Source organism: Agrobacterium pusense, assembly GCF_900102105.1.
Lineage (GTDB): Bacteria > Pseudomonadota > Alphaproteobacteria > Rhizobiales > Rhizobiaceae > Agrobacterium > Agrobacterium pusense.
Window position 1 is genome coordinate 110,194 of the sequence record NZ_FNBB01000011.1, and the last position, 19,519, is coordinate 129,712.

General features: G+C 59.4%; 14 protein-coding genes. 9 read left to right on the top strand and 5 right to left on the bottom strand.

The window, feature by feature from the left end; translation table 11 throughout:
* The first annotated feature begins 65 nt into the window (after positions 1–65).
* Entirely contained in the window at positions 66–2,501 is a 2,436-nt protein-coding gene (gene gyrB / locus BLU28_RS21120) for a DNA topoisomerase (ATP-hydrolyzing) subunit B (protein ID WP_004444267.1), read from the top strand.
* 104 nt (positions 2,502–2,605) lie between these two features.
* Here the strand turns inward: gyrB and BLU28_RS21125 are convergent, their stop codons facing one another.
* On the bottom strand, positions 2,606–3,208 hold the full coding sequence (locus BLU28_RS21125; RefSeq protein WP_022555307.1) for a nitroreductase family protein: 603 nt from the start codon (positions 3,206–3,208) through the stop codon (positions 2,606–2,608).
* A gap of 128 nt (positions 3,209–3,336) precedes the next feature.
* On the opposite strand from BLU28_RS21125, the gene BLU28_RS21130 reads away from it, so the two are divergent.
* From BLU28_RS21130 to BLU28_RS21165, 8 genes are all read left to right on the top strand, one after another.
* Positions 3,337–4,179, top strand: a complete 843-nt coding sequence (locus BLU28_RS21130) for a fumarylacetoacetate hydrolase family protein (RefSeq protein ID WP_035208046.1) — start codon at positions 3,337–3,339, stop codon at positions 4,177–4,179.
* Between the two features lie 123 nt (positions 4,180–4,302).
* Complete coding sequence (locus tag BLU28_RS21135) at positions 4,303–5,535, top strand: polyhydroxyalkanoate depolymerase (RefSeq protein WP_168247151.1); 1,233 nt, start codon at positions 4,303–4,305, stop codon at positions 5,533–5,535.
* A 69-nt stretch (positions 5,536–5,604) separates the two neighbouring features.
* On the top strand, positions 5,605–6,372 hold the full coding sequence (locus tag BLU28_RS21140) for a M48 family metallopeptidase (protein ID WP_077987166.1): 768 nt from the start codon (positions 5,605–5,607) through the stop codon (positions 6,370–6,372).
* Positions 6,373–6,474: 102 nt separating this feature from the next.
* Entirely contained in the window at positions 6,475–7,137 is a 663-nt protein-coding gene (locus BLU28_RS21145) for a phosphoribosylanthranilate isomerase (protein ID WP_004444276.1), read from the top strand.
* Between the two features lies 1 nt (position 7,138).
* Positions 7,139–8,359, top strand: coding sequence for a tryptophan synthase subunit beta (gene trpB / locus BLU28_RS21150; RefSeq protein WP_035208049.1), 1,221 nt, complete (start codon positions 7,139–7,141; stop codon positions 8,357–8,359).
* A 4-nt stretch (positions 8,360–8,363) separates the two neighbouring features.
* A complete protein-coding gene (trpA, locus tag BLU28_RS21155) occupies positions 8,364–9,203 on the top strand; it encodes a tryptophan synthase subunit alpha (protein WP_004444282.1) in 840 nt (279 codons plus the stop codon).
* Between the two features lie 27 nt (positions 9,204–9,230).
* Positions 9,231–10,127 carry an acetyl-CoA carboxylase, carboxyltransferase subunit beta gene (gene accD / locus BLU28_RS21160; RefSeq protein ID WP_006700113.1) on the top strand — a complete coding sequence of 299 codons (897 nt, stop codon included), beginning with the start codon at positions 9,231–9,233 and terminating at the stop codon, positions 10,125–10,127.
* A gap of 86 nt (positions 10,128–10,213) precedes the next feature.
* The gene (locus BLU28_RS21165; protein WP_175477718.1) at positions 10,214–11,593 is read left to right on the top strand and encodes a bifunctional folylpolyglutamate synthase/dihydrofolate synthase; all 1,380 of its coding nucleotides are present in this window, start codon (positions 10,214–10,216) and stop codon (positions 11,591–11,593) included.
* 47 nt (positions 11,594–11,640) lie between these two features.
* Here the strand turns inward: BLU28_RS21165 and trxA are convergent, their stop codons facing one another.
* The 4 genes from trxA to BLU28_RS21185 form a co-directional block, all read right to left on the bottom strand.
* Positions 11,641–11,961 carry a thioredoxin gene (gene trxA, locus BLU28_RS21170; RefSeq protein WP_003516334.1) on the bottom strand — a complete coding sequence of 107 codons (321 nt, stop codon included), beginning with the start codon at positions 11,959–11,961 and terminating at the stop codon, positions 11,641–11,643.
* Between the two features lie 77 nt (positions 11,962–12,038).
* Complete coding sequence (addA, locus tag BLU28_RS21175) at positions 12,039–15,596, bottom strand: double-strand break repair helicase AddA (RefSeq protein ID WP_077987167.1); 3,558 nt, start codon at positions 15,594–15,596, stop codon at positions 12,039–12,041.
* Positions 15,586–18,771: a double-strand break repair protein AddB gene (gene addB / locus BLU28_RS21180; protein WP_077987168.1), complete on the bottom strand. Its 3,186-nt coding sequence runs from the start codon at positions 18,769–18,771 to the stop codon at positions 15,586–15,588. Before addB ends, addA begins: the two co-directional genes overlap by 11 nt.
* A complete protein-coding gene (locus BLU28_RS21185) occupies positions 18,768–19,505 on the bottom strand; it encodes a nucleotidyltransferase family protein (RefSeq protein ID WP_035208055.1) in 738 nt (245 codons plus the stop codon). The genes addB and BLU28_RS21185 overlap by 4 nt, the downstream gene beginning before the upstream one ends.
* Positions 19,506–19,519 lie beyond the last annotated feature (14 nt).

A 19,519-nucleotide genomic window follows, 5' to 3' on the forward strand; every position in this document is an offset into this window, starting at 1 on the left:
GTGATTCGCTGGCTTCAGGCCCTCTCACTTGAAACCTGGCCAGGAAAACTTTGGAAAGAGTACTTATGACCGAAACATCGTCAAGCGAAGTCGGCGCGAACGCGGAATATGGAGCCGATTCGATCAAGGTCCTCAAGGGCCTTGATGCCGTGCGCAAACGGCCCGGCATGTATATCGGCGATACCGATGACGGTTCCGGCCTACATCACATGGTCTACGAAGTCGTCGACAACGCCATCGATGAGGCGCTTGCGGGCCACGCCGACCTGGTGACGGTGACCCTGAATGCCGACGGCTCCGTGACGGTGACCGATAACGGACGCGGCATTCCGACTGACATCCATTCCTCCGAGGGCGTTTCTGCCGCCGAGGTCATCATGACCCAGCTGCATGCGGGCGGGAAGTTCGACCAGAATTCTTATAAGGTGTCGGGCGGTCTGCACGGTGTCGGCGTTTCGGTGGTCAACGCGCTCTCCGTCTGGCTGAAGCTCCGCATCCGCCGCAATGGCAAGGTGCACGAGATTGGCTTTACTCATGGTGTCGCCGACGCGCCGCTTTCCGTTATCGGCGAATATGAAGGCCGTTCGGGCACGGAAGTCACCTTCCTAGCAAGCCCTGAAACCTTCACCATGACCGACTATGATTATGGAACGCTGGAGCATCGCCTGCGCGAACTCGCATTCCTGAACTCCGGCGTGCGCATCCTCCTCACCGACAAGCGCCATTCCGACGTCAAGCAGGAAGAACTGCTGTATGATGGCGGCCTCGAGGCCTTCGTCCGGTATCTCGACCGTGCCAAGAAGCCGCTGGTTGATAAGCCGGTCGCCATCAAGGGTGAAAAGGATGGCATTACGGTTGAGGTCGCACTCTGGTGGAACGACAGCTACCACGAGAACGTGCTTTGCTTCACCAACAACATTCCGCAGCGCGATGGTGGCACCCATATGGCAGGTTTCCGCGCCGCGCTGACCCGCCAGGTCACCTCCTATGCTGAAACCTCCGGCATCCTGAAAAAGGAAAAGGTAAGCCTTCAGGGGGAGGACTGCCGTGAAGGTCTGACGGCCATCCTTTCCGTCAAGGTGCCAGATCCCAAGTTTTCCTCGCAGACGAAAGACAAGCTTGTGTCGTCTGAAGTGCGTCCGGTTGTCGAAAGCCTCGTCAACGAAGCACTCTCCACCTGGCTCGAAGAACATCCATCCGACGCGAGAATCCTTGTCGGCAAGGTGGTTGAAGCCGCTGTCGCCCGAGAAGCCGCCCGCAAGGCGCGCGAATTGACACGCCGCAAAGGAGCGCTCGATATTGCCTCTCTGCCCGGCAAGCTCGCCGACTGCTCCGAGCGCGATCCGGCAAAATCAGAACTGTTCCTCGTCGAGGGTGACTCCGCCGGCGGTTCGGCCAAGCAGGGCCGCTCGCGCGAAACCCAGGCGATCCTGCCACTGCGCGGCAAGATCCTCAATGTCGAACGCGCCCGTTTCGACAAGATGTTGTCCAGCCAGGAAATCGGCACGCTGATTACGGCGCTCGGCACCTCCATCGGCAAGGACGAGTTCAACGCCGATAAGCTGCGTTACCACAAGATCATCATCATGACGGATGCTGACGTCGATGGCGCCCACATCCGTACACTGCTGTTGACCTTCTTCTTCCGGCAGATGCCGGAACTGATCGAACGCGGCCATCTCTATATCGCCCAGCCGCCGCTTTATAAGGTGACGCGCGGTAAATCCGTTCAGTACCTGAAGGACGAAAAAGCTCTAGAAGAGTACCTGATTTCCATGGGTATCGAGGAAGCATCTTTGACGCTCGGCTCTGGCGAAGTGCGTGTTGGCGCCGATCTTCGCGAAGTCATTCTGGATGCGCTGCGCATGCGCTCGTTGATCGACGGGCTGCATTCCCGCTACAGCCGTTCCATCGTGGAGCAGGCGGCCATTGCCGGCGCACTCAACCCCGAGCTTTCCGCCGACGCAGCGCGTGCGGAGGAAACCGTTGCCGAAGTGGCCCGGCGTCTCGACATGATTGCTGAAGAGACCGAACGCGGCTGGTCCGGCACTGTGCTGCAAGACGGCGGTTTGCGCTTCGAACGCATGGTGCGCGGCGTCAAGGAAGTCTCGACGCTGGATATGGGCCTGCTCGGTTCGGCCGATGCCCGGCATATCGATCAGCTTGCAGCCCGCACGCGTGATATCTACGCCACGCCGCCGGTTCTGCAACGCAAGGATGGCACGATGGAGCTGGCCGGCCCGCGCGCGCTTCTGGATGCGATTTTCGCTGCCGGACGCAAGGGTCTCTCCATGCAGCGCTACAAGGGTCTTGGCGAAATGAATGCCGAGCAGCTTTGGGAAACCACACTCGATGCCAACGTTCGCTCGCTGCTGCAGGTAAGGGTAAGTGACGCGACTGATGCCGACGGCCTGTTTGCCCGCCTCATGGGTGACGAAGTCGAACCACGCCGCGACTTCATCCAGGAAAATGCACTCAGCGTCGCTAACCTGGATATTTAAATTTGGGGAATGTTTCGCGTAACGATTCACGTGAAACGAAACTTTAACAAAAGGCCCGGCGGTAATCTCCGCCGGGCCTTTTGATTTTATGCGGATAATGGAGATCAGTCAGCCTTACCGGTGAAGCGACCTTCAAAGGCAACATCGGAAAGGGGCAGGCGTTTGCTTGGCACCTCCCGTTCAGCCAGATCATCAGGAAGAACGGACTTGTCGGTGAGCGTGCCGATGGCGACCCCTGCCTCCACCTTGTAGCCTTCCGGTACATTCAGTTTTTCGACGATCTTGTCCTTGAATATGCCGGCCATGCCGTGGGCATGGTAACCGAGCAGGTGCGCCTGCATGGCAAGTGAAAACCAGGCGGCGCCGGCATCGAAGGAATGGGTTGCTGACGGTTTCTTCTCGCCGTCATGCGAGATATTGTGGTCCCGGGAAATGACGAAAAGCAGCACGGAGGCGTTTTTTGCCCAGCGCTGGTTTCCCTCCATCAGCAGTTCCACGAAGAGCGGCCAGTCTTTACTGTCCTTGTGTGCATAGACAAACCGCCACGGCTGATGATTGGAGGCGGAGGGCGCCCAGTGCGCCGCATCCAGAATGGTCATCAGATGCTGCGCCGGCATGGCGTGACCATCGAAGGCGCGCGGAGACCAGCGATCGAGGAAGAGGGGATCAACGGGGTATTCTGATTGCCGGTTATTGCTGTTCGTCACGGGCCATGTCCTTTTGATTGACGGGAAGGAAAAGGTATTTTTCGAAACTTGGCGCAGTCAAGGGGTGACAAGTATGAATGCATCGTTCATATATGCATCACCTTGTCTGACAACCGGGAGAGAGTTCCATGAAATTGATGCGTGTCGGCCAGCCCGGCCAGGAAAAACCTGCAATCCTCGACGCGGAAGGAAAAGTCCGCGATCTGTCCGCCCATGTCAAAGATATCGGCGGCGAAGCCATTTCTCCCGAGGGTCTCAAAAAGATCGCCGCGATCGATGTCGGCACACTTCCGGTGCTGAACCAAGAGCGCATCGGCGCCTGCGTTGCGGGAACGGGGAAATTCATCTGCATCGGCCTTAACTTCTCCGACCATGCCGCTGAAACGGGTGCCACCGTACCGCCGGAACCGGTCATTTTCATGAAGGCCACCTCGGCCATCGTTGGTCCGAATGACAATGTCGTCATCCCGCGCGGTTCGGAAAAGACCGACTGGGAAGTCGAGCTTGGCGTCGTCATCGGCAAGACCGCCAAATATGTCTCCGAAGCGGATGCTCTCGATTATGTCGCCGGTTATTGCGTTTCGCACGATGTTTCCGAGCGCGCCTTCCAGACGGAGCGCGCCGGTCAGTGGACCAAGGGCAAGTCCTGCGACACTTTCGGCCCCATCGGCCCGTGGCTGGTGACGAAGGACGAAATCACCGACCCGCAGAACCTCGGAATGTGGCTGAAGGTCAACGGCCAGACCATGCAGGACGGTTCCAGCAAGACCATGGTTTACGGCGTGGCCCACGTTGTCTCCTATCTCAGCCAGTTCATGTCGCTGCATCCCGGCGATGTCATTTCCACTGGCACGCCTCCCGGCGTCGGCATGGGCCTGAAGCCGCCGCGTTACCTGAAGGCTGGCGATGTCGTGGAACTCGGTATCGAGGGTCTCGGTTCCCAGAAGCAGACCTTCGTCGCCGACATCTGATTAAACGGCGTTCAACGGAAAGTGAGGCGCTGGCGGGAAACCGCCGGCGCCTTCGATTTTGTGCACCTGCGAAAAGCTGCTATGGTTGAAAAAAAGAGCGTGATCGCGAGGGAGGCGTCATCGGTGTTCTACCACCTCTATGAAATGAACCATGCGGCCATGGCGCCGCTGCGTGCCGGTGCCGATATGATGCGCCAGGCCTGCAACAATCCTTTAAACCCGCTTTCCAGCACCGCTTTGGGAAGGAGCCTGGATGCCGGCTTTGAGGTCTTCGAACGCCTGACGCGCCGTTATGCGAAGCCGGAATTCGGTCTCGGCAACACGATTGTCGATGGCCAGAGCATAAATGTTGCTCAAGAGGTCGTCTGGTCTCGTCCGTTTTGCAATCTTCTTCATTTCGAAAGAGAGTTCGATACGCCCCGTCAGTTCGATCCGAAGATACTGCTGGTGGCTCCGATGTCCGGTCACTACGCCACCCTGTTGCGGGGGACAGTGGAGGCCCTGCTGCCATCTGCGGATATCTATATCACCGATTGGGCCGATGCCCGTACGGTGCCGGTGAGCGAAGGAACTTTCGATCTCGACGATTATATCAGCTATATAATCGAGATGCTGCGCGAGATCGGGCCGGGCGCACATGTGGTTGCTGTCTGCCAGCCATCCGTGCCTGTTTTGGCTGCCGTTTCCCTGATGGAGGCGGATGGCGATGTGTTTGCACCCGCTTCCATGACGCTGATGGGCGGACCGATCGATACGCGCATCAACCCCACCGCCGTCAACGGTCTCGCCAAGGCCAAGCCGATCGAATGGTTCCGCGACAATGTCGTCATGCAGGTGCCGTGGCCGCAGCCAGCCTTCGGCCGAAATGTCTATCCGGGCTTCCTGCAGCTGTCGGGTTTCATGTCCATGAACCTCGACAGGCACATGACGGCGCACAAGGATTTTTACCTCAACCTGGTCAAGAATGACGGCGATTCCGCCGAAAAACACCGCGAATTTTACGATGAATATCTGGCCGTCATGGACCTGACGGCGGAATTTTATCTGCAGACGGTGGAAACCGTCTTCATCGACCATGCGCTTCCGAAGGGAAACATGCTGCATCGGGGCAGGGCGGTCGATCCCGCTGCCATCCGCAAGGTCGCATTATTCACTGTCGAAGGGGAGAATGACGATATTTCCGGCGTCGGCCAGACAAAGGCAGCGCACGATCTCTGCCGCAACATCCCTGAACATAAACGCGCGCACTACATGCAGCCGGATGTAGGGCATTACGGTGTCTTCAACGGTTCGCGCTTCCGCAAGGAAATCGTGCCGCGTATGCTGGATTTCATTGGTAAACACAAGACGACCTAACGGCAGAACGGTAGGTGACGCCGCGCATTTGCGTGGCCAAGGGATGGACGAATCGGTTATGAAGGCTTCATGTTTTCGCTCCTCAGAAAATCCCTGAAGTCCCCGGCGCCAAAGAAGGTCGTGCCGAGCCAGCGCACCGTCTCGGTGGCAGGCCGGCAGGTGCCGATCACGGTCAGGGAGAACCCGCGGGCGACGCGCATTACCTTGCGCATCGAGCCGGGCGGCCGGGCGCTGAAGCTGACGATCCCGATGGGTCTGCATCATCGCCAGGTGGATGATTTTCTCGAGAGACATCAGGGCTGGCTGGAAGGCAGGCTTCCGAAGTTCAGTCCTGATGACGGTCTGCGTTCCGGCACGACCATCGATATCAGGGGAGTAGCCCACCGTATTGACCATACGGGCAGCCTGCGCGGCCTGACGCATGTCGCGAAAGACGCCGATGGCGCGCCCGTTCTGAAAGTCAGCGGCGCGCCCGAGCATCTGAGACGGCGGATAGCGGCCTTCCTGAAAAAGGAGGCGAAGGCCGACCTGGAGCGGCTTGTGGCCGTTCATGCCAGAGCGGCCGGCCGGCCGGTGCGATCGATCAGCTTGAAGGATACACGCAGCCGCTGGGGTTCCTGTTCCCATGATGGAAACCTGAGCTTTTCCTGGCGCATAGTCATGGCTCCGGAAAAGGTCATCGATTATCTCGCCGCCCACGAGGTCGCGCATTTGAGGGAAATGAACCACGGACCGAAATTCTGGGCTTTGTGCGAAAAACTCTGCCCGCACACCGATGAAGCCAAGGACTGGCTGAAACGTAATGGCTTCAAACTCCACGCCATCGATTTCGATTGAAACTTAGGGCGTCAATCGCCATCTGGATTCACGTGAAACATTCCATCAATAACGGATGCGATTTGGCTCGACTCTCGTCGCATTTCGTGTCAGGTCGCGGATATGAAACCGGATATCAAGATTTGCGGATTGAAGACACCGGAAGCGCTGGAGCGCGCCATCAGGCGCGGCGCGTCGCATGTCGGTTTTATTTTCTTTGAAAAAAGTCCACGCAACATCGAGCCCGATTTAGCCGGTAAGCTGGCCGAAGCCGCCCGTGGCGCAGCCAAGGTGGTCGCCGTCACCGTCAATGCCGATAATGATTATCTCGATGAAATCGTCGATCTCGTAAAACCTGACATTCTGCAGCTGCACGGCAGTGAAAGCCCGGAGCGGCTGTTGACCATCAAGGCGCTTTACGGCCTGCCGGTCATGAAGGCGATTTCCATTCGCGATGCCGCTGATCTTGCCAAAATTGGCCCTTATAACGGGATAGCCGATCGTTTTCTGCTGGATGCCAAGGCGCCCGCTGGTTCGGAGCTTCCGGGCGGCAACGGTGTTTCCTTCGACTGGACCATCCTGCGCTCCCTTGACGGAAGCATCGATTACATGCTTTCCGGGGGACTGAACAAGGACAATGTCGCCGAGGCTCTGGCAGAAACCCGGGCGAGCGGACTAGATTTGTCATCTGGCGTCGAAAGCGCGCCGGGCGTCAAGGATCTGTCCATGATCGACGCTTTTTTCGATGTGGTGAATGATTGGTCGAAAGGCCCAAAGGGAGCTTGAAGTGAACGACGCGCCAACACCCAATTCTTTTCGCGCTGGTCCTGATGAGGACGGACGTTTCGGCATTTACGGAGGTCGCTTCGTTGCTGAAACGCTGATGCCACTCATTCTGGATTTGCAGGCGGAATGGGACAAGGCTAAAACCGATCCCGCGTTCCAGGCGGAACTCAAGCATCTCGGCGCGCACTATACTGGTCGTCCGAGCCCGCTTTATTTTGCGGAGCGGCTGACGGCGGAACTTGGCGGCGCGAAGATTTACTTCAAGCGCGAAGAACTGAACCACACGGGTTCACACAAGATCAACAATTGCCTCGGCCAGATCCTGCTTGCCAAGCGCATGGGCAAGACCCGCATCATCGCGGAGACCGGTGCCGGCCAGCACGGCGTTGCTTCGGCCACGGTGGCGGCACGTTTCGGTCTGCCCTGCGTCGTTTACATGGGCGCGACGGACGTCGCGCGTCAGGCCCCGAACGTGTTCCGTATGAAGCTTCTCGGCGCCGAGGTAAAGCCGGTCACGGCCGGCCACGGCACGCTGAAGGATGCCATGAACGAGGCACTGCGTGACTGGGTCACCAATGTCGACGACACTTATTACCTGATCGGTACTGCCGCGGGCCCGCACCCCTATCCGGAAATGGTCCGCGATTTCCAGGCCGTTATCGGCGAGGAAGCCAAGGCGCAGATGCTGGAAGCGGAAGGCCGTCTGCCAGATATGGTCATTGCGGCAGTTGGCGGCGGCTCTAACGCCATCGGCATCTTCCATCCTTTCCTTGATGACAAGAGCGTCCGCATCGTCGGCGTCGAGGCGGGTGGCAAGGGCCTTTCGGGCGAAGAGCATTGCGCTTCAATCACTGCCGGTTCGCCGGGCGTGCTGCACGGCAACCGCACCTATCTGCTGCAGGATGCAGATGGTCAGATCAAGGAAGGCCATTCGATCTCCGCAGGCCTCGATTATCCCGGTATCGGCCCTGAACATTCCTGGCTGAACGACATCGGCCGCGTCGAATATGTGCCGATCATGGACCATGAGGCGCTGGATGCCTTCCAGATGCTGACCCGCCTTGAAGGCATCATTCCGGCTCTGGAGCCGAGCCATGCATTGGCCGAGGTCATTAAGCGTGCGCCGAAAATGGGCAAGGACGAGATCATCCTGATGAATCTCTCCGGCCGCGGCGACAAGGATGTCCACACCGTCAGCAAGTTCCTTGGAATGGATGTATAAGATCATGACTGCACGTATGGACAAGCGCTTCGCCGATCTGCGCGCGGAAAATCGCCCGGCCCTGATTACCTATTTCATGGGCGGCGACCCGGATTTCCAGACCTCGCTTGGCATCATGAAGGCGCTGCCGGAAGCCGGTGCCGACGTTATCGAACTCGGTATGCCGTTTTCCGACCCCATGGCGGACGGCCCGGCCATTCAGCTCGCTGGCCAGCGCGCGCTGAAGGGCGGACAGACGCTGAAAACCACGCTCGATCTTGCTCGGGAGTTCCGCAAGGAAGACGATGCAACGCCGATCGTAATGATGGGCTATTACAACCCGATCTATATCTATGGCGTCGAAAAATTTCTGGACGACGCACTGGCGGCAGGCATCGATGGCCTGATTGTGGTCGATCTGCCGCCGGAAATGGACGATGAGCTCTGCATTCCGGCGCTTGCGCGCGGCATCAACTTCATCCGTCTCGCAACGCCGACCACCGATGGCAAACGCCTGCCGACCGTCCTTAAAAATACCTCAGGTTTCGTGTATTACGTCTCGATGAACGGTATCACCGGTTCAGCGCTTCCCGATCCGTCGTTGATCTCGGGCGCTGTCGGTCGTATCAAGGCGCATACGGAACTGCCGGTCTGTGTCGGTTTCGGTGTCAAGACGGCTGATCATGCCAAGGCAATCGGTGCCGTGGCGGACGGTGTGGTGGTGGGTTCCGCCATCGTCAACCAGATTGCCGGCAGCCTGACCAAGGATGGACAGGCGACCGCAGATACCGTGCCGGCCGTTACGACGCTGGTAAAAGGACTTTCAACGGGCGTGCGTGCATCACGCCTCGCCGCTGCAGAATAAGCGCGCGGCCCAGTCAGGAGTAGACAGTTGAACTGGATCACCAATTACGTTCGGCCGCGGATCAATTCCATGCTCGGCCGCCGCCCGGAGGTTCCGGAAAACCTGTGGATCAAGTGCCCGGAAACGGGTGAAATGGTCTTCCACAAGGATCTGGAAGACAACAAGTGGGTCATTCCGGCGTCCGGCTATCATATGAAGATGCCGGCCAAGGCGCGTCTTGCGGATCTTTTCGATGGCGGCGTTTATGAGGCTCTGCCGCAGCCGAAGGTGGCGCAGGACCCATTGAAGTTCCGCGATTCCAAGAAATACACCGATCGCCTGCGTGATAGCCGCGCGAAGACCGAGCAGGAGGATACGATCCTTGCCGGCGTTGGCTTGCTGAAGGGCCTGAAGATCGTCGCCGTCGTGCATGAATTCCAGTTCATGGGCGGCTCGCTCGGCATCGCCGCCGGCGAAGCGATCGTCAAGGCCTTTGAGCGTGCCATCTCCGAGCGCTGCCCGCTTGTCATGTTCCCGGCCTCCGGTGGCGCCCGCATGCAGGAAGGCATTCTTTCGCTGATGCAGTTGCCGCGCACCACGGTTGCGGTAAACATGCTGAAGGAAGCTGGCATGCCTTACATCGTGGTTCTGACCAACCCGACCACGGGCGGTGTCACGGCGTCCTACGCCATGCTCGGCGACGTGCATATTGCCGAACCGGGCGCTGAAATCTGCTTCGCCGGCAAGCGCGTGATCGAGCAGACCATTCGCGAAAAGCTGCCGGAAGGCTTCCAGACCTCGGAATACCTGCTGGAGCACGGCATGGTGGATATGGTCATTGATCGTCGCGAAATCCCGGACACGCTGGCTAATCTGCTCAAAATCATGACCAAGGCGCCCGCTGACAACGCAAACGCCGTCGTCCCCCTGGCCGTTTCGGCCTGAGAAAAAAAATATGTCGCCCGGAGGCATAAATTGCCTCCGGGATGATGTTATACGTTGCCTGATTTCATTTTTGGGGCGGCGGACAAATGACAAGCAAAACGCCTGAAAGGCGAACGGAAGACATGACGAAGCCCGCGATCGGTGAGGCAGAAAAGATCATTGAAGAGCTAATGCAGCTCCACCCCAAGGGCTTTGATCTTTCACTCGACAGAATTTCCCGTCTTCTCGAAAAACTCGGCAATCCACAAAACAGAATGCCACCGGTGATCCATGTAGCCGGCACCAATGGCAAGGGTTCGGTTACTGCCTTTTGCCGTGCCCTCCTCGAGGCTGCAGGGCTCTCCGTCCACGTTCATACCTCACCGCATCTGGTAAATTGGCACGAACGATACCGTATCGGCGTGGCGGGCGATAAAGGCCGTTACGTCAAAGACGAGATATTTGCGGACGCGCTGCGCCGCATTGAAACTGCCAATGCAGGTCAGACAATCACGGTTTTCGAAATCCTGACTGCGGCTATGTTCGTGCTTTTTGCGGAACAGCCCGCCGATGCCGCGGTCGTTGAGGTTGGCTTGGGCGGCCGTTTCGATGCGACCAATGTCATCAATAACCCGGCGGTTTCCGTCATCATGCCGATTTCGCTTGATCACCAGGCTTATCTCGGCGATCGCGTGGAACTGATTGCCGCCGAAAAGGCGGGAATCATGAAAAAGGGCTCACCCGTCGTCATTGGCCATCAGGAATATGATGCGGCGCTCGAAACACTTCTCGCCACGGCGGAGCGTCTCGGTTGCCCCGTGTCAGTCTATGGCCAGGATTTTTCCGCCCATGAAGAATTCGGCCGCATGGTCTATCAGGATGAGTTCGGACTGACGGATGCGCCGCTGCCACGGCTCCCGGGCCGTCACCAGCTCGCCAATGCCGCCGCCGCGATCCGCGCCGTCAAGGCTGCCGGTTTTGAGGTGACGGAGCGGATGATCGAAAAGGCCATGACCACGGTGGAATGGCCCGGTCGTCTTCAGCGCATCCTGACTGGAAAAATCGCTGAAATGGCACCGAAAGATGCGGAAATCTGGATCGACGGTGGCCATAACCCCGGTGCGGGTGAAGTGATTGCAGAGGCAATGGCGGGTTTTGAGGAAAAGACGCCGCGGCCGCTCTTCATCATTGCCGGCCTCATCAACACCAAGGATCCGGTGGGCTATTTCAAGGCCTTCGCCGATATTGCCGAATATGTCTTTACCGTGCCGATCGGCGGCACGGATGCGGCGATCGACCCTGTGGTACTCGCCCATGCCGCCTTCGATGCTGGCCTCGTTGCAGCGCCAACATCGTCTCTGACACATGCTCTGGAAGAGTTGTCGCGCCGCTTCGACCCTGAAGGACCGGCACCGCGCATCCTGATCGGCGGTTCGCTTTACCTTGCTGGCAATGCACTTGCCCTCAACGGCACGGTGCCGCAATAAAAAAGCCCGGCATCGCTGCCGGGCTTCTTTCATTCCATTGATATTGCTTATGCGGCGCCGGAAATCCAGGCCGAAAGCGCTGTCTTGGGAGCAGCGCCAACCTTGATGTCAGCCACTTCACCGCTTTTGAAAATGGCGAGCGTCGGGATGGACCGAACGCCGAACTGAGCGGCCAGTTCCGGGTTTTCGTCGATATTCAGCTTTGCGACCTTGACCTTGCCGGCCAACTCGGAGGAAATTTCCTCAAGGCTCGGCGCGATCATCTTGCACGGGCCGCACCATTCGGCCCAGAAATCCACCACGACGGGTTCGGAGGATTCAAGGACTTCGGACTGGAAGTTGGCGGCATCGACTTTTACGGTAGCCATATCTGGCTCTCCTTTCAGTAAATCTTTTCCACTATCGATGTGATGCGGGCGCGTCGAAATTTCAATGCCCCGGTATCTCACTTTGTCTTTATTGCGGCAAGGGCCTCTCTCATCGCATCGTCGCCAACCGTTATAAAGGCAGCATTTTCCGTATAAATCAGCGCACAGACAAATTCCTTGCCGGGATAAAGCGGTGCCAGAATTTCCCGATAAATGGCAAGCTGCGCCGTATGGGAGAAGGGTATTTCACGCGCTTCGCGGGGCGGCACTCGGTTGGTCTTGTAATCGATCAGGATGACGCGATCTCCCTCGACCGCCAGCCGGTCGATGCGGCCGGAGACGGCATATTGCTGCCGGCCGAGGGCCATCGTGCCCATGATCGACACTTCCGCGCGACTGTTGGCAGAGAAGGCCGGCTGAACCGCGGGTTCGGACATGACACGCAAAACGGCCCGTACCAATTGCTCGCGCTCGGTAACAGGCCAGAACCGCGCCGCGCGTTCAGCATAACGGCGCGCCGCCTCTTCCCGTTCGACCGCCGGAAAATCGGGCAGCGCCTGAAGCATGCGATGCACCAACCGTCCGCGCTGCAGCGCCAATGAAGAGACCTCGGCTTTCCCCCCGAACAGTGGTGAGCGCACGGCGAGATCATCCGCACCGTCATCGATGATGGTGCCCGCGCCGGAAGGGCTGAGCGGTCTCGGTAGAGAGGGCAGGGCAGGCAAAGGGGTAAGAAGTCCCGCCGGAAGGGCATAGTCTTCCTGCTGCGGCGTTTCCGACGGCCTTTGTGGGACAGGTGTCGAGCGCGGTTCGGATTTGCGCCAGACAAGCCCCTGCCATTCCTCAACATCCGCCGTGAAAAGCTGGGGCTTGCAATGGTCTTCGTTGTTGGCAAGCGCCTTTTTGACGATGGCATGCCAGCATTCGGGATTTTCCTTCTGGCCGCGATAACCGCAGACGACGAGATGATCGGCGGCGCGCGTCATGGCCACATAAAGCAGCCGCCGATATTCATCTTCGGCGACGGTCTTCAGCCGCTCTTCGTCCGATCGGATAAGGTGGTTTGAAAATCCGCTGCCGGGCAACCAGACCGGGAAGGCGTCTTCACCCGCTTCGACAAAACGCAGTTTAGGCACATGGCTGTGATTGAAGGCCTTCGAACCGCCATCGACGACAAAAACGACGGGTGCTTCCAACCCCTTGGAGGCGTGCACGGTCATGATGCGAACTTCGCCGCGATCCTTGTCCTGCTCCCGCTTCACCTCCGGTGAGTCAGTTTCCAGAACGGAGAGAAAGGCCTGCAGGCCGGGCAGGCCGGTCCTTTCGTGATCCAGCGCGAAGGACAGGAATTCATCCAGAACGTCGCTTGCCTCGTTGCCAAGCCTGCCGAGAAATTTCTTGCGTCCGTCATGCAGTGTAAGCACCGCTGCGAAGAAATCATGTACGGTGGCCGTTTTAGAAAGCGCGATAAAACCTTCCAGCTTGGCGGTAACGCTGGAAAGATGGTTATTATCTTCCTGCGCAAGGATTTGCAGCCGTTTCCAGACGCTCTCCGTTTCCGATCGCATGGCGGCAATGTCGAAAACGTCGTCTTCCGTCAGGTTGAAGAGTGGACTTTTCAAAAGTGCGGCAAGGGAAAGGTCGTCTTCGGGCAGGACAACGAAATGACCGAGCGCCAGAAGGTCCTGCACGGCAATGTGGTCGGTCAAACGAAGGCGGTCAGCGCCGGCAACGGGTATGTTCTTGCGCCGTTTCAGCTCCCGGGTCAGTGCATTGACGAAGGCATGACGTTTTCTGACAAGCACCAGAATGTCGCCCGGTTCGATTGCGCGCTCCACGCCTTTTTCGATGATGGTCTCGCGTCCGATCATATCGGCGATGCGCGCGGCGATCCGGCGGGCAATTATGGTGGCCGGCGCGCTTTCCCGCAGCGCATCGAAGGGGGCTGTCCAATCCTCTTCGTCCTCGGTGGTTTCCGGTGCCACCATATCCCACACTTCCACGGTGCCGGGATGGCCAGCGCGGTTGGACCGGTGCTCCACCGGCTCGTTATCGGCACTGAGGCCGCTTGCGTTATTCGGGTCCGAAAACACCTGGTCGACAGCCGCCAGCACATCCTCCGTGGATCGGAAGGATAGCGGCAGGCGAATGCGGTGAAAGGCCTGTTCGACCGAATCGACCCGTCTCTTGGTCTCTTCGCGCTCCTGCGAAAACCGTTCCGGCCGCGCGCCCTGGAATGAATAGATCGACTGTTTTTCATCGCCCACGGCAAACAGCGTACGCCGCCCCATGCGGGCGCTCTCGCCAGTGAAGAAATCCGCCGCAAGCGACTGGATGATCGACCATTGCACCGGGCTCGTGTCCTGCGCCTCATCGACCAGAATATGGTCGATGCCCTGATCCAGCTTGTAATGCACCCACGCACCCGCCGTATCGCGGTTGAGGAGGTTGGCCGCGCGCTCGATCAGGTCTTCGAAATCGAGCTGGCTTCGCTGTTTCTTCAGGTCTTCGAAATCACCGATCAGCCTTTCCGCCAGAACAAGGGCGCATTTGGTCGCCGCCAGCATTCGCACCAGACGATAACGGTTGCGGCAGGCAACGACATGGTCCCGCGCCAACGTCAGCGCGTCGAGAAGTTCGGGGGCGGATTTCTGCATGCCCTTGTTGATGACATAGGCATCCGATTTCTTTTCGCCCTTGGCCGTCAACAGGGCGGCTTCGATGAATTCCATCCGCCGCACGGGGTCTGGTTGTCGTTTTGCTTCCCTGAGTGCATAGGCGACATCGATGACGCGTGATCCACCCACCTCGTCGGCAAGGGTGAGGTACGTATCGAGCGCGAGGCCGGAGAGGCCGGGCAGAGGCCAGAAAGCGGCCGCGGCAGTTTCTTCGGTCTCTCCATCTGCAATCTGCATCGCCTGCCGCAACCGGGCATCGATGCCGCCTGACTGTTTGGCATCCAGAAGGAAGGCCCGCAGGGCACTGCGATTGGCGATGATGGCGGAAAGCAGCGCTTCCAACCCGCTTTCATCGGCGAGATCGAGAACATAGGCCAGCGCCTGCGCCAGGTCCGCATCGCTTTCCGTCGAAACCGCGGTCAGGAGCGAACGGCGCGCCTCAGCCAGCAGCGTGGTTGCGGCGCGGTCGTCGAGAACGGAGAAATGGCCGGCGACATTGGCTTCCAGCGGAAATTGGTGCAGCAATGCCTCGCAGAAGGCGTGGATTGTCTGGATCTTCAAACCGCCCGGTGTTTCCAGCGCCTTGGCGAAGAGCCTGCGAGCCTCGGCGAGCTTGATGCGATCCGGCGCCTTGCCTTCGATGGCGGCGATGCGGTCCTTGAGATCGGAATCCGGCAAAGTAGCCCATTCCGCCAGACGGTCGAAGACGCGGCTCGACATTTCCGATGCTGCAGCCTTGGTATAGGTGAGGCAGAGGATCGCCGAAGGCCGGCAGCCAGCCAGAAGCAGGCGGATGACGCGCTGGGTCAGTACGTGGGTCTTGCCGGAACCGGCATTGGCCGACACCCAGGCGGAGCTGGCGGGATCGGAAGCAAGCCGCTGCCGGGCGCTGGTCCAGTCGATCCAGCTTTCAGGTGTGTCGGCGGCAGGACCGGCATCGAAGGGATCAATCGTCATCGCCGTCTCCCGGTTCTGCCGTCGACCATTCCGAAACGCGGGCGAGGTGATCATATTCCCCGCCGTAGGATTGCTGTTCTTCCGGCACCAGCCGCGAGGCGAAGCCGTTTTCCCCGTTGCGCAGCGAATGAACGAATTTGGTGAGCTGTCCTATCGATTCCGTCGCGAGCTCAATTGCCGATTTTGGCGGTCTTTTCCCGCTTCGGCTGGAATGTTCGTTATTGACCTGATCGCCGAAAAAACGCTCGCCCGGCCGCAGGCGAACATAGATGAGGTTTTCAGGCGTGGGTGAACCGGCCTCGCGGAAGGCGCCGCGCATCAAGGCCGCCGCCTCCAGCGCAAGCTGTGGATCAAGCAGCGCCCGCGCCTGGTTGACGGAAGGCGCGAGCCCCGTCTTGTAGTCGATAATATCCGCCTGACCGTTTGTCTTGATGTCGATGCGGTCGGCGACGCCGGTGAGCCTTATGCCTGCTTCGACGATTTCCTGGCCCGCGCGCGCCTCGAAAAAGCTGTGACGAATGGATGGATGACGTTCTTTTTCCCAGTCGATGAAGGCGCGCGCCACCGCTGCAAAACGTGGTCGCCAGATCACATCCACATGGGGAGGCAGGTTTTCAGCATCGAAACATTCGTCGAGAATGCGCTGCATGGCCGAAAGCGAGGCCGACGTACCGGGAATGTGCCCCTCACGGGAATAGCGCTCGATGATCGTGTGGTAGAGCGTGCCACGATCGGCTGCGTTCGGGTCGCGGTTGAACGGGTCAAGCGCGTCGAGCTTCAGGATGCGCCGCGCATAGATCGAATAGGGGTCGCGGCGCAGGCGGCCCACTTCGCTGAAGGAGTAACGCGTCGGCTGCAATTCAGCTGGCGGTTTCGGGGAAGGGCGCTTTGCCGCCTCCTGCTCGATGCTCTCATCCATCAGACCCGCCCAATGACGATATGTTTCGCCACGTTTTTTAAGGACTTTGGCAAAATCCTCGCCGCCCAGGGCCAGCAGCCTTTGCAGCCAGCGTGAGGCGACGGCAGGCGTGGAGCCCTGCCTGAGCGCCCGGGTGTAGAAAATGTGTCGCGTGCCGTTGGCCATCTCAAAGTCATGCGCGAGCTGGCCGATACGCCGTTCCGGCGGCTCCAGCCCGATCGCAGTCTTCATGGTGCGGGAAAGAAACGGATTATTCGCCGTTTGGCCCGGCCAGAGGCCTTCATTGAGACCGCCGATGATGACCGTATCGACACTTTGCAGCCGCGCTTCCAGCGCGCCGAAGATGAAGATGCGCGGATGGCGCATCGATCTTGGCTTGATTGATTCCCCTGCCACAAGCGCCGCGAATATATCGATCCATTGCGGACCGTCCGCGTCGAGAATATCTCCGCTTTCCATCAGTTCGGCAAAGAGGCTGGAAAGCTTGTCTCCGGCCTCGCCGGACCAAAGAGCGGCAAGATCTGTATTTTCATCCCCACAGATGGCTTCCATCACGCGGCCGGTCCGTTCCGCCCAGTCGGAAAGAGGCAACCTGTCGGTAAAGGCCCGGCCAGATCGGTCGCGGCGGACGAAGGCGGAGCGCAGCGGCTCTGTGGCCATTGCAATTCGTCGCGCCAGATCGCGCGCGGCGTCAACGCTTCCGTCAGGCAGGGCCAGCCGCCAGGCGGGCGGATGTCTGTCCTCGCGTTGCGCAAGGAGTTGGGTGTCAAGAACCGTTTCCAGATTGCCCACTTCAGTTTCGACGCGGCCGCCTCGCAGCGCAATCAGCTCAAGCGCCTTCGAAGCTCTGGTGAAAGCTTCGCTCGAGAGCCCGAAACGGGCGAGCGGGTGTTTCAGAAGGGAAATGATCGGCACCGGGTCTCCGGGTCTCAGGATCGCCTCCAGCGCGAGTTGCGTGAGGCCGGCCTGGGCCGTTGCCGAAAGCGGCGTGCCGGCGGAATCGTCGGCTTCGATGCCGAAGCGTTGCAACTCCGTTGCCACGCGCCGCGCCAGCCCGCGGTCGGGTGTTATCAGGGCCGCCTGCGAAGGCCGTTCCGAGGCTGGTGCTTCGAGCGCAAGCCTGAGCGCCACTGCGATGGCGGTGGCCTCTTCGCGCTCGTTGGCAGCTTCAATCAGCGTGGCCGCTGCAAAGGCATCGTTAAAAATTGCGGAATCCCGGTCTTCACGCCATCGGTTCCAGTCACTGGTGGATTTGGCCGGCGCAAGCGCTGCCGAAAATACCGCGGCGCGCTTTTCCAGATCGTTATCGAGGACACCGATCGGAACCACATCGTCACGCAGGATGCCCAGTTTCTGCAGCAGGACATAAAGCCCGTATTGGGAGTGAGTGCGGCTCGAAGGATCGGTGGGGTCCTCGGCGATCGCCTGCCATTGCTCTTCCGGCATGGCAAGATCAAGCCCCGGAAGCACCACCACGCCTTGCGGTAAAGCTGCAACCGCGGCGATGAGATCGGCGGCGGCCGGAATGGAGCCTGTCGAGCCAGCGACGATGATCGGACCGGTGTCCGGCAATGTGGCAATTCGGTTCGCTTCTGCCCGGAGGATGGCGTTTCGGTGCCGTCCGGTCGAAGATCTGTTGAGTTCGGTAAGCCGGGCGGGCCAGAAGATGCTGGCGATCTTTAAAAAATCGGCCGTGAGCTGCCACCATTGAGCGTGATCACCGGTATCGAGATGCTGAAGTGCTTCCCAATCTTTTTCTTCCGTATCCATCGCGTCGATCACCTCTGCCAGCGCACGCGCGAGCCATATCGCGTCGGCCGGGCTGGCGGGGGCGACCAGCGGCGAATCGGAATGGATCGCCCGGATGGCGTCCGGCAGGCTGTTGCGCCATGCAAGGATGAGACGCGCGAGTTCGATCAGTCGGCCGGTGCCGGAAATCGGCGGCGCGAGATCCATGATCTCAGGGTTTTCGACATCGAAGAAACCGCTGTCGTCATCCGTTTCGCCAAGGGGCCGGATGAGCGGCAGAATGGCGGAACGGCCGCCAAGAAGATCGACGAATTCCGAGCGCAGCACGCGGGCCGAACGCCGCGTCGGCACATATATCGTCACCTTGGCAAGCGACAGGGGATCGGCCGGGTCATATCGATAGCCTGCCGCCAGTCTTCCGTCGCACAGCGTTTCCGCAAGCGTTTTGAGGAACGGTGTTCCCGCAGCGATCGTCAGAACGCGCTTTGCGTGGTGGGAGCCCGTCATGCAGAGCGTTTTTCCCTGAATTGCCGGATGATGTTCTCAGCATCGTCTATGGCCTCCGGCGTGCCGACGGTAATCCAGTGACCATCCAGCGGCAGCCCGTAAAGCCGGGCCTTTTCAATCGCGCGATCGAAGTAAATATTCAGGTTGAAAGCGTCCGCGGGTGCATCGTCAAGCAGCCGCGAGTCCATGGCGATGGCGCCGGCATAGACGACGGGGTTCGTATCGCCCTCGCGATGGCGGGTCAGTCTTCCGTCCCCGGCGAGGTTGAAATCCCTCTTGCCATTGTGGCCGGTGGTCCGATCCATGTCGACACAGAGCAGTGCCATATCCATCCGACCGGGATCGAAGAACTGTGCGAGCTTGCGCAGATTGCTGGCCACGTGCAGCTGCTCACCGATCCAGAAGAGATCGGCATTCATGACGAAGACCGGGCCGGGTTCCAGAAGCTTCAGACCCTTGGCGAGACCGCCGCCGGAATTCATCAGCTGGGAGCGTTCGTCGGAAATCAGGATTTCGGCATCGGCGCGGCGCTGAAGATGGGCGACCATCTGCTCGGCGTGGTGGTGCACATTGACGACAATTCTTTCGGCACCGGCTTCCACAAGAGCGTCGAGCACATAATCGATCATTGGCTTGCCGGCGATCTGTACGAGTGGCTTCGGGATCGTATCGGTGATCGGGCGCATCCGAGTACCGAGCCCGGCGGCCAGCACCATCGCGTTTTTGATCGTCATCGTGGTCAACCGTC